Source organism: Streptomyces sp. NPDC059371, assembly GCF_042751995.1.
Classification (GTDB): Bacteria; Actinomycetota; Actinomycetes; order Streptomycetales; family Streptomycetaceae; genus Streptomyces.
Genome location: NZ_JBHYXD010000029.1, coordinates 62,008 through 72,493, shown reverse-complemented (window position 1 = coordinate 72,493; position 10,486 = coordinate 62,008). Strand labels below are relative to the sequence as shown.

At 72.8% G+C, this 10,486-nt stretch carries 6 protein-coding genes; all 6 read right to left on the bottom strand.

Annotated elements, in window-relative coordinates; translation table 11 throughout:
- Nucleotides 1-5,763, bottom strand: a 5,763-nt coding sequence (locus ACFXGX_RS18890; protein WP_384792122.1) for an amino acid adenylation domain-containing protein, incomplete at its 3' end; no start/stop codon positions are given.
- 41 nt (nucleotides 5,764-5,804) lie between these two features.
- Nucleotides 5,805-6,992 (bottom strand): NAD(P)/FAD-dependent oxidoreductase, encoded by a 1,188-nt coding sequence (locus tag ACFXGX_RS18885; RefSeq protein WP_384792119.1) that lies wholly within the window; start codon nucleotides 6,990-6,992, stop codon nucleotides 5,805-5,807.
- A 79-nt stretch (nucleotides 6,993-7,071) separates the two neighbouring features.
- Nucleotides 7,072-7,299, bottom strand: coding sequence for a phosphopantetheine-binding protein (locus ACFXGX_RS18880; protein WP_384792116.1), 228 nt, complete (start codon nucleotides 7,297-7,299; stop codon nucleotides 7,072-7,074).
- Entirely contained in the window at nucleotides 7,299-8,867 is a 1,569-nt protein-coding gene (locus tag ACFXGX_RS18875; RefSeq protein WP_384792113.1) for an amino acid adenylation domain-containing protein, read from the bottom strand. The genes ACFXGX_RS18880 and ACFXGX_RS18875 overlap by 1 nt, the downstream gene beginning before the upstream one ends.
- A 143-nt stretch (nucleotides 8,868-9,010) precedes the next feature.
- Nucleotides 9,011-9,835, bottom strand: a complete 825-nt coding sequence (locus tag ACFXGX_RS18870; protein WP_384792110.1) for an LmbU family transcriptional regulator — start codon at nucleotides 9,833-9,835, stop codon at nucleotides 9,011-9,013.
- Nucleotides 9,836-9,975: 140 nt separating this feature from the next.
- Nucleotides 9,976-10,191, bottom strand: a complete 216-nt coding sequence (locus ACFXGX_RS18865) for an MbtH family protein (protein ID WP_384792107.1) — start codon at nucleotides 10,189-10,191, stop codon at nucleotides 9,976-9,978.
- Nucleotides 10,192-10,486 lie beyond the last annotated feature (295 nt).

The following is a 10,486-nucleotide window of genomic DNA, read 5'->3' as shown; positions in this document are numbered from 1 at the left end:
GCCCGCGGAGGTGTTCGCCTCGACGATGCCCTCGCGGTCGACGGGGTAGTTCTCGAACACCACGATCGTGTCGAACAGGGCGGGCAGGCCGGTGCCGCGCTGGATGTCGGCCAGGCCGTAGTAGTGGTGGTCGAGCAGGGTGACCTGCCGGTTCTGCAGATCGGTGATGACCTCGCCCAGGCTGGTCGCGGGCCGGCACCGGGCCCTGGTGGGCAGGGAGTTGATGAACAGGCCGACCATCTCGTCGCTGCCGCTCACATCGGCGGGGCGGCCGTTGACGGCGGCGCCGAACACCACGTCGTGTTGCCCGGTCAGCTTCGAGATCAGCACCGCCCACGCGCCTTGCAGCAGCGTGTTCAGGGTGACGCCGAGCTGTGCGGCGCGCCGGGCCAGTTCGCGGCCCTTGTCGATGGACAGCGGCACCTCGACCCGTCCCAGGGAGGAGGCCTCTCCCCGGGAGGTGAGGCCCGCGGCCACCAGGGTCGGCTCGTCGAATCCGTCGAGCTCGGCCTTCCAGCGGGCGGCGGAGGCCTCCTTGTCCTGCCGGGTCAGCCAGGCCAGGTAGTCGCCGTAGGAGCGGGCCGGGGCCAGCGGGCTGGTGCCGGCGTAGAGCCGGACCAGGTCGGTGATCACCATGGGTGAGGACCAGCCGTCGAACAGGGTGTGGTGCGCGGTGAGGACGACCTTGGCCTGCTCGGGCCCGCAGGTGAGCTGGGCCAGGCGCAGCAGTGGCGGCCGGGTGGGGTCGAGCTGGTCGGCGCGGTCGGCGGCCAGGGCCGCGTCCAGCGCCGCGTTCTGCTCGGCCTCGCTCCGGCCGGTCAGGTCCAGGTGCCGCCAGGGCAGGGGGACGTGCTCGGCGACGACCTGCACCGGCTCGCCGTCGGCGGTGGCCAGGAACGCGGAGCGCAGGTTGGGGTGGCGCTCGAGCAGTGCCTGTCCGGCGGCCCGCATGCGGTCGGGGTCGACGTGCCCGGACAGGTGCAGCACGAACTGCATGTGGTAGACGTCGAAGGCGCCGTCGGCGAGCGCCGCCTGGAACTGGATGCCGGACTGTCCCGGGGCCTGCGGCCACACCTGTGTCAGCGGGCCGTAACGCTGCTCCCACGTCTCGATGTCGCCCTGGCCGACCGTGACCAGCGGGGCGTCGGAGGGGGTGAGCCCGCCGCCATGGCCGCTCGCGGCGTAGGCGGCCATGGCGTGCAGCACCTTCACCCACAGTTCGGCCAGCTCGGTGGCCCGCTCGCGGGAGAGGACCCCGGTGGGGAACATGAACGCGGCCTGCAGGCGGGTGCCCTCTGCGGTGTCCGTGGCGACGGAGTTGACCTCGAGGGCGGACAGCGCGGGCAGGTCCGGGTCGGGCTCGGCGATCAGCTCGGCGGACCAGGACGCGGGCCCCCATCCGTGGTCGCGCAGGTGCTCGGGCACGTCCGTCCCGGAGATCCGGCCGAGGTAGTTGAACCCGATCTGCGGCACCGCGAGGCCGGCGAGCTGTTCGGCGGTCTCGGGGTTGAGGTGGCGCAGCAGCCCGTAGCCCAGGCCCTTGTCGGGGACCTCGCGCAGTTGCTCCTTGACCAGCTTGATGGCCTGCGCGGCGGCGGGGCCGCCGGCCAGCACGCCGTCCAGGTCCACCGTCCTGACGTCGACGCGGGCGGGGTACATGGTGGTGAACCAGCCGACGGTACGGGAGAGGTCGGCGCCGGGGACGGCGTCCTCCTCGCGGCCGTGCCCCTCCAGGCGGACCAGGGTGGGGGCGTCCGCGGGGCGCCAGTGGTCGACGGCCAGGGCGAGGGCGGCGAGCAGCACGTCGGTGCCGGTGCCCTTGAACGCGGCGGGGAGCGTGGTCAGCACGGCGTCGGTGACGTCGGCGGGAAGCTGTACCCGCACCGTGTCGATGGTGGACCACACGTCGAGGGCGGGGTCGAACGCCCGCGCGCCCAGCGGGGGGTTGGGTGATTCGAGGAGGTCGCGCCAGTACGGGAGTTCGGCTTCGCGCCGCTCGCTGAGTGCCTCGTCGGCCAGGGCGGCCGCCCAGCGGCGGGCGGAGGTGGTGACCGGGGGCAGTTCGGGTGCGGTGCCGGTGCGGACCTGCTGCCAGGCCTCGGCGAGGTCGGCCATGAGGATGCGCCAGGAGACGCCGTCGACCACCAGGTGGTGCAGTACCACCAGCAGCCTGCCCTCGCCCGAGGGGGCGGCGAACCAGACGAAGTCCGTCATGGTCCCGGCCTCGAGGTCGAGGCGGCCCAGGGCGTCGTTCAGTTCCGCCTCGGCCGCCGCCAGCGCGGACGGCTCCTGCCAGTGGCCCTCGCAGTCGACGCGGCGGATCACGTCCGCGGCCCGCACGCTGCCCGCCGGACGCGCCACGAGGGCCGGCTCGTCGCCGGGGACCAGGTGGGCGCGCAGCAGGTCGTGCCGGTCCAGGACGGCGTCCAGGGTGGCGGTGAGGTGGTCCGCGGTGATGCCGTGGGGCAGTTCGAGGACCATCGACATGGCGAACCGCCCGGTGCCGCCGCCGTGTTCGAACACCTGCCGGGCCACCGGTTGCAGCGGCATCGGGCCCACCCCGCCGCTCTCGTCCTCCTGGAGCACGGGGGTGCGGGCCGGGCGGGCGGAGGCCACCTCGGCGAGGCGGGCGGCGGTGCGGCATTCGAAGATCTCGCGCGTGGACAGCTCCAGGCCGCGGGCGCGGGTGCGGGCGACCACCTGGATGGAGCGCAGGCTGTCGCCGCCGATGGCGAAGAAGTCGTCGTCGGCGCCGACGCGTTCCACGCCCAGGACGTCCGCGTAGGCGGCGGTGATGACCGTCTCGGCCTCGGTGCGCGGTTCGCGGTAGGCCTCGCCGAGGAACTCCGGTTCGGGCAGGGCCGAGCGGTCCAGTTTGCCGGTCGCGCCGAGCGGGAGGCGGCCCAGGGCCACGAAGGCGGCGGGCACCATGTAGTCGGGCAGCCGCGCGGCGGTGAACTTGCGCAGTTCGGCGGAGGAGGCTCCGGCGAGGACGTCCACGTCGCCGATGCCGCCGGCGCCGTCGTCGCCGACGGCGCCTTCGCCGGTGTGCACGACGTAGGCGACGAGCCGTTTGCCGCCCGCGGGCACCTCCCGGCTGATCACCACCGCCTCGCTGATCCCGGGGTGCTGGGTGATCGCCGCCTCGACCTCGGCGGTCTCGATGCGGAAACCGCGCACCTTGACCTGGCCGTCGCCGCGGCCCACGCATTCGAGCTGCCCGCGGGCGTTGTGGCGGGCCAGGTCGCCGGTGCGGTACATCCGCTCGCCGGCCGGCCCGTAGGGGTCGGCGATGTAGCGTTCGGCGGTCAGGGCCGCCCGGCCGTGGTAGCCGCGGCCCAGGCAGGTCCCGGCGACGTACAGCTCGCCGATGACGCCCCGGGGCACCGGGGCGAGGCCGGGACCGAGGACGTAGGCGCGCATGTTGCCCAGCGGGGTGCCGATGGGGGCGACGTCGCCGTCCGGCCACTCCTGGTCGGGGTCGAGGGCGAAGGCGGTGGCGTAGAAACTCTCGCTCTGGCCGTAGGAGTTGACGATCTGGGCGGCGGGCAGGGCCTCGCGCACCTGGCGCACCAGGCGGCCCGGGAGCACGTCGCCGGCGAGGACGACGGTGTGCACGTCGGGCGCCTTGCCGAGGTGGCCGGCGAGTTCGCCCAGCACCGAGGGGACGCCGCTGACGATGTGCCCGTCCCAGTTCTCCCGTTCCGCGAGCGCCAGCGTGTTCGCGACGATCTCGGCGGTGCCGCCGGTGCTCAGGGTGGTCAGCAGCTCGAAGACGGAGACGTCGAAGTTGATCGAGGTGCCGGCCAGCATCCGCCATCCGGGCGGCGCGTCCAGGACGTCGATGAGTTCGCGTACGCCGTCGACGACGCCCCGGTGGGTGAGGGCGGCGCCCTTGGGCTTGCCGGTGGAGCCGGAGGTGTACATCACGTACGCGAGGTTGTCCGGGGTGAGCGGCGCGCGGCGCACCGCGTCGTCGGGGGTGCCGGCGGCCGGCTCCCAGTCGGCGCGCTCGTCGAGGCGGACGACGGCCGTGATGTCGTTGGCGGGGATTTCCCGCCAGGTCGCGGTGTCGGTGACCGCGAAGCGCGGGGCCGCCTGGGTGAGCACGCTGTGGGCCCGCCCCTGGGCGTACTGCGGGTCCAACGGCACATAGCCCGCACCGGACTTGAGGATCCCCAGCAGGCCGATCACCAGGTCCTCGGTGCGCGGCAGCGCGAGGACCACCAGGTCCTCGGGGCCCGCGCCGCGGCGGATGAGCTCGTGGGCGACGGCGTTCGCCCGCTCGTCCAGCTCCCGGTAGGTCAGCGTCCGTCCCTGGCAGGCGAGCGCGGGGGCGTCGGGGGTGCGGGCCGCCTGGCTCTCGAACAGGTGCGGGATCGTCTCCCCCGGCGCCGCGGCGGCCGCGGCGGCCGGCCGGCCGAGCAGCAGTTCGCGTTCGGCGGCGTCGAGGACGTCGACGGTGCCGATCGCGCGGGCGGGCTCGGCCACGAGCCGGCCCAGTACGCGGACGAAGCGCTGCGCGATGGCCTCGGCGGTGTCCTGGTCGAAGAGGCTGGTGGCGTACTCCAGCCGGCACTGGGCGCCGCCCGAGCCGTCCGGGAGCAGGTCGAAGAACAGGTCGAACTTGGCCGTGTCGGTCTCCAGCCGCTCGACCTGCACGCCCAGGCCGGGAAGCTCGAGCGGCGGCACGGGCGGCTGCCAGGAGAGCATGACCTGGAAGAAGGGGTTGTAGGCGGTGGAGCGGTCGGGGTTGAGGAGTTCCACCAGCCGCTCGAAGGGCATGTCCTGGTTGTCGTAGGCGGCCAGCGAGCGGTCGCGGACCTGGTCCAGCAGTTCGCCGAAGGTCGGGTTGCTGGAGAGGTCGACGCGCAGCACCCAGGTGTTGACGAAGAAGCCGACGAGGTCGCGCAGTTCCTCGTCGGTGCGGTCCGTGATCGGTGCGCCGATGGACAGGTCGTCGCCACAGCCGAGGTGGTGCAGGAGCACCGCCAGCGCCGCGTGCATGACCATCGAGACCGTGGTGTCCGCCGCGGTGGCCAGCTTCTCCACCGCGCCCAGCAGGTCGGGGTCGACGTAGAAGGGGATCCGGTCGCCGGCGGGGCTCATCACCCGCGGGCGCGGGCGGTCCGCCGGCAGCGCCAGCGGCTGCGGCAGGTCGGCCAGCGCCCCGCCCCAGTAGGCGAGTTGGCGGGCCGAGACGCTGTCCGGGTCGGACTCGTCGCCGAGCAGCTCGCGCTGCCACAGCGTGTAGTCCGCGTACTGCACCGCGAGCGGCTCCCACGCGGGGGCGCGGCCCTTCGCGCGGGCGGCGTAGGCCGTGGTGAGATCGCGGAACAGCGGCCCGAAGGACTCCCCGTCCACGGCGATGTGGTGCGCGACGACGACGAGGGTGTGCTCGCCGGGTGCGCAGCGCAGCAGCCGGGCCCGGATCGGCACGTCGGCGGCCAGGTCGAAGGTGGCGGTGGCCACCTCGGCGACGGCCGCCGCCCGTTCCTGCTCCGTGATGTCGACGACGGCCAGGTCGACGGGCTTGTCCCCCGAGGCCAGCACCCGCTGGTGCGGGACGCCGTCGTCGCCCTCGACTATCACGGTGCGCAGGACCTCGTGCCGCTCGACGACGTCCGCGAGGGCGGCCTGGAGCGCGCCGACGTCCAGGTCACCGGTCAGCCGCAGGGCGAAAGCGCCGTTGTAGGTCGGCGAAGGGCCTTCGAACTGGTCCACGAACCACAGCCGGCGCTGCGCGAACGACAACGGGATCATTGTGTTTCTCCATATCGGCGGAACCGGGAGGGAGCCGTACCTCAGCTCAGGTCGAGCAGGTCCAGCAGTTCGTCGTTGTAGAAGTCGTCGATGGAGCACGCCCCCGACAGGGTCGAGAAGTAGCGGTCGATGTGCTCCTGGTGGCCGACCAGTTGCCGCAGCATCTCCACGCGGCCCTCGGGCTTGAGCTCGGCCACGTTCAGGGCGCCCTGGTAGTGGCTGAGGGCCTCGCCGCTCAGGTCGTTCTCGTAGCGCTTGAGCGCGGTGCGCAGCGCGGCGTCGTCGTGGAGCTGGCCGCCGACGTGGTCGGTGAGGGACTGGGCCTGGGCGAAGGCCTCGGTGATGCCGCGGGCGGTGATGGAGTCCTTGTGGTTGACCGCGTCGCCGACCAGCACCCAGCCGGGTCCGTAGGCCTTGCGGAAGTAGTTCTCCTGGTGGCCCGTGCCGTAGATCTGCTCGACGCGCTCGCCGGCCCGCATCCGCTCGTACAGCTCGGGTGCGGTGGTGCGGAAGGAGTCGAGGTAGAAGGGCTCCACTCCCTTGCGGACCTCGTTGTAGAGGTCCTGCGGGAAGTAGGTCATCAGCAGGGTCAGGTCGTCGTTGGTGGGGATGACGCCGATCCAGCGGCCGGGCCGCTCGTACAGTTCGAAGTGTGAGGGGACACCCGCCCAGTAGCTGTAGTAGGTGCAGCTCACCCGCGGGTGCTCGATGACGTTTCGCGCGCCGGTCTTGCGGGCCACCAGCGAGCGCATGCCGTCCGCGCCGACGACCAGGCGTGCCCGCTCGGTGGTCTCGGTGCCCTCGGGTGTCGTGTAGCGCACGCCGGCGACCCGGTCGTCCTGCCACACCAGGTCCTTGACCGCGCAGCCCTCCCTAAAGTCCACGCCGGCCTCGACGGCCCCCTCGGCGAGCAGCGGGTCAAGGACGTAGCGCCGGGGCGCGTAGGTGTGGCGCAGGCCGTCGACCGGCAGGGAGAAGCCCTCGATGCGCACCCCGGGGCCCTGGTAGCTCTGGCGGGTGATGGGCCGGCAGCCCGCGTCGCGGAGCTTGTCGAGCAGCCCCCACCGGTTCAGCAGCCCCATGCCCTGCATGTGGATGTAGTGCGAGGACAGCGTGTCCTGCGGGAACCGCGCCTTCTCCAGGAGCAGGACACGGTAGCCCTGCCGGGCGAAGAGCATGGCCGTCGGCGAACCCGCGCAACGGGCACCGATGACAATCACGTCGTACATGGCGCGCCTCTCTAACCAGGTAGTTTTTTTGCACGCGTCGCGGCCCGCGGGCCGGGAGGTCCCGGTGGGGTCCGGCGCGCTATCGGTGCGGCGTCAGGGATTCGATGTACGCGGAGATCGACGTCACCGTCGGGTGGAGGAACATCTGGTCCATGGGGACCTCGGCGCCCAGTTCCTCCAGGAAGGCGCCCTGGATCCGGACCATGATCACGGACTGGCCGCCGAGGGCGAAGAAGTCGTCGTCGGCCGCGATGTCCTCGCGCTTGAGTTCACGGCACCAGATGGCGCGCACGCTGTCGGCAGTCATCACAGTCCTCGGTTCTTGAGGGTGTCGACCAGCGCCGCGCGGTCGACCTTCCCGTGCGGGCTCAAAGGGATGGCCGGTACGCCGACGAAGCGGGCCGGGACCATGTTGCGCGGCAGTGTTCGAAGGAGGCGGGCGCGCACGGCGTCCTCGGCGAGAGCGCCCGCCTCCGGTACCACGAACGCGGTCAGCTCGGCCTCGCCGGCGTCGGTGTGGGTGACCGCCACGGCGGCCTCCCGCACCTCGGCCAGCCTGCCGAGCGCGCGCTCGATGTCGGTGGGGTCGATGCGCATGCCGCGCACCTTCACCTGGGCGTCCATCCGCCCGGCGACGACGAGGTCACCGGCCCCGGTCACCCGGCCCCGGTCGCCCGTGCGGTACAGGCGCACCGGTCGGCCGTCGACCTCGATGGTCGTGAACTTGGTGTTCTCGGGGCCGGAGGCGCCCAGGTAGCCGGCGCCGACACCGGCCCCGGCGATGCAGATCTCGCCGTCCTGTCCCGCCCCGACAGCGCGCAGCTGCTCGTCGAGGAGGTGGATGTCGGTGTTGTACGCCGGCCGGCCCACCGGGGCGATGTCGTGCTCGCCGGCCCGGTATCCGGCGAGGTCGAACGACGTGGCCACGTCGGTGCACTCGGCCACGCCGTACTGGTGCAGCAGGGTGCAGGTGTTGCCCTCGCGGCGCATCCAGTCGGTGAGCCGCTCGGGCTTGAGTGCCTCCCCGCCGAAGAGCACGTAGTCCAGGCGGGTGAGCGCGTCGCCGCCGCGGGCCCTCTCCCAGTCGATCAGCACGTACAGGGTGCTGGAGGCGCAGTGCACGACGCGGATGTCGTGCTCGCGCAGGATGCGGTAGGCCAGCATGGCGTCGAAGTTGCGGCTGGCCAGCAGGTGCTGGGTGGCGCCGCAGAACAGCGGTGTCATCAGGGCGCGTTGGGACAGGTCGAAGCCGAACGCGCTGACGACGAGGTTGTTCGAGCCGCTGTGCAGGCCGTACTCGAGCCTGAGCCAGTTCATCAGGTTGAACCAGCCCTCGTGGCGCACCGCGGTCAGTTTCGGTGTGCCGGTCGAGCCGGAGGTGAAGACGGCGTAGCAGAGGTCGTCGCCGGTGACGGTGATGCCGGGCGAGGTGGCCGGCAGGCTCGCCAGGTGCTCGCCGAGTTCGTCGAGGTCGACGATGTCGACGGCCGCCGTCCCGACCATGGCGGCCGTGGCCGGGGAGGCCACGATCAGGGCGAGATCGGGGACCTGGCCCAGCAGGAGCTGGAGCCTGGCGGCCGGGTAGGCCGGGTCGAAGGGCACATAGGCCGCGCCCGCCTTCAGGGTGCCGAGGATGGCGACGAGCAGGTCGATGGAGTAGTCGAGGCAGAGGCCCACCTTCGCGCCCCGGCCGTGTCCGCGCGCGGCGAGGAGGTGCGCGAACCGGTTGGCCCTCGCGTCCAGTTCGGCGTACGTGACCTGCCGGCCGGCCCAGACGACGGCGACGGCGTCGGGGGTGGCCTGCGCGTGCGCCTCGAACTGCTGGTGGACGACGGGCGCCGAGGGCAGGGCGACCCGCTTTCCCTGAAGGATCATCAACTGACTCCGATATGAGGGGTGTCCGGTGGGACGGGCCGCCGCCCACCACGCGGTACGCGTCCGGGCGGTGCGCCGGTGGGTGGTGCGCCTGCGGGTGGTGCGCCGGTGGGTGGTGCGGTGTGCCGGTGGGCGCTGCCGGTTCAGGCGGTGCACCGGCCGGTGGCGGGCCGGCCCGGGGTGAGGCGGTCGGCGGTGTGCGTATCGGGGGTGTGCCGGTCGGGGGTGTGCCGGTCGGTGGTCTGCCGGTCGGTGGTGTCGAGCATCCGGGTGACCCACTGGCCGACGGGCAGGCCGTGCGCGGCGGCCGCCCGGGAGTAGTGCTCCAACTGGTCGGCGGACAGCTCGATGGTGAGCGTGGTGGCCTGCCGCCGTTCGGTGGCGGCCTGCCGCTGTTCGGTGGCGGCCTGCCGCTGTTCGGTGGCGGCGGGCCGCTGTTCGGTGGCGGCGGGCTCGGCGGGCCGGGGCACTTCCCGCTTCCCGGTGCCGGTGTCCGGGCGGGTGCCGGCCTCGTCGCTCTGCGCGGCCAGGCCGGCGCGGACCGCCCTGCGCAGTTCGTTGCGCGACCACTTCTGCTGTTCGGCCCGGCGCAGCCAGTAGTCCTGCTCCGGCGGCGAGAGGCGGGTGACCTCGGCGTGGTGGGCGAAGCTGAGGCTGTCGCGCCTGCGGTGGTGCTCGAAACGGCGGGCCACCCACGCGTAGTTGCGCAGGGTCTGGTAGTCGAGCCCGGTGCGCTCGATCGCCTCCTTGTAGCGCCGCCACCCGTAGGTGGCCTCACCGTAGAGCAGCCAGTCGGCGAGCCACCACGCGGAGGAGTTCACCAGCTCGCGCAGGTTGGCGCCGATCCGCTCCCAGGACCGCTCCGGCAGGTTGGGAGGCAGGACCATCCCCGATTTCTGCACCGTGGCCTGCGATCCCACGAAGGACAGGACCACGTCGCCCTGCGCCGGCGCACGGCCGGCGTCCACGGGCCCCGGTCCGGGCCTGCCCGTGGTTCTCACAGCCCCCGTCACAGCCTTCAACTCCCCACTCGAAGTGTCTTCCTGGGCGCGGACCGGCCGGGCGGACGACGATGTCGTCCCGGCCGGGGCCGCGGGAGGGGCGGCGTTCAGTTGGCCGCCATGGCCTCCTGCAGGCTCTTGGGCCGCAGGTCGGTCCAGTTCTGCTCGACGTACTCCAGGCACTCGGCCTTGGCCGCCTCACCGAAGACCACCCGCCAGCCCGCGGGCACCTCGGCGAACACCGGCCACAGGGAGTGCTGCTCCTCGTCGTTGACGACCACGTAGAAGCGGCCGTCCGCGTCATCGAAGGGGTTCGTGCTCAACTGGGCACCGTCCTTGTCGGTCAGGGGGACTCGGGATTCGCGCATTCGCCCGGCCGGGTGCGCGGGGCACCGGGCGCGGGTCCGCCGGCCGGTGCCCCCGTCCGGTCGACGGGACACCCGCGCTGTCCGGTCGACAGGACAGCCGGCGCCGGTGGCGGCCCCGGCGATGCCTCGAAACCGTAGGGAGCGCGCCGTCGGCGCTACAAGGGAGCCGGCCCCGCCGGCCCCCTGGCGGGCGCCCGCACCTGCGCCCCGCGGTGATCCTCTGTACCGGGCCGGTTTCCTGTGCCACGAT

Coding starts and splice junctions, on each gene's coding strand:
- ACFXGX_RS18880 (WP_384792116.1), bottom strand. CDS start 7,299: ATGACTGCCGACAGCGTGCGCGCCATCTGGTGCCGTGAACTCAAGCGC.
- ACFXGX_RS18875 (WP_384792113.1), bottom strand. CDS start 8,867: ATGATCCTTCAGGGAAAGCGGGTCGCCCTGCCCTCGGCGCCCGTCGTC.
- ACFXGX_RS18885 (WP_384792119.1), bottom strand. CDS start 6,992: ATGTACGACGTGATTGTCATCGGTGCCCGTTGCGCGGGTTCGCCGACG.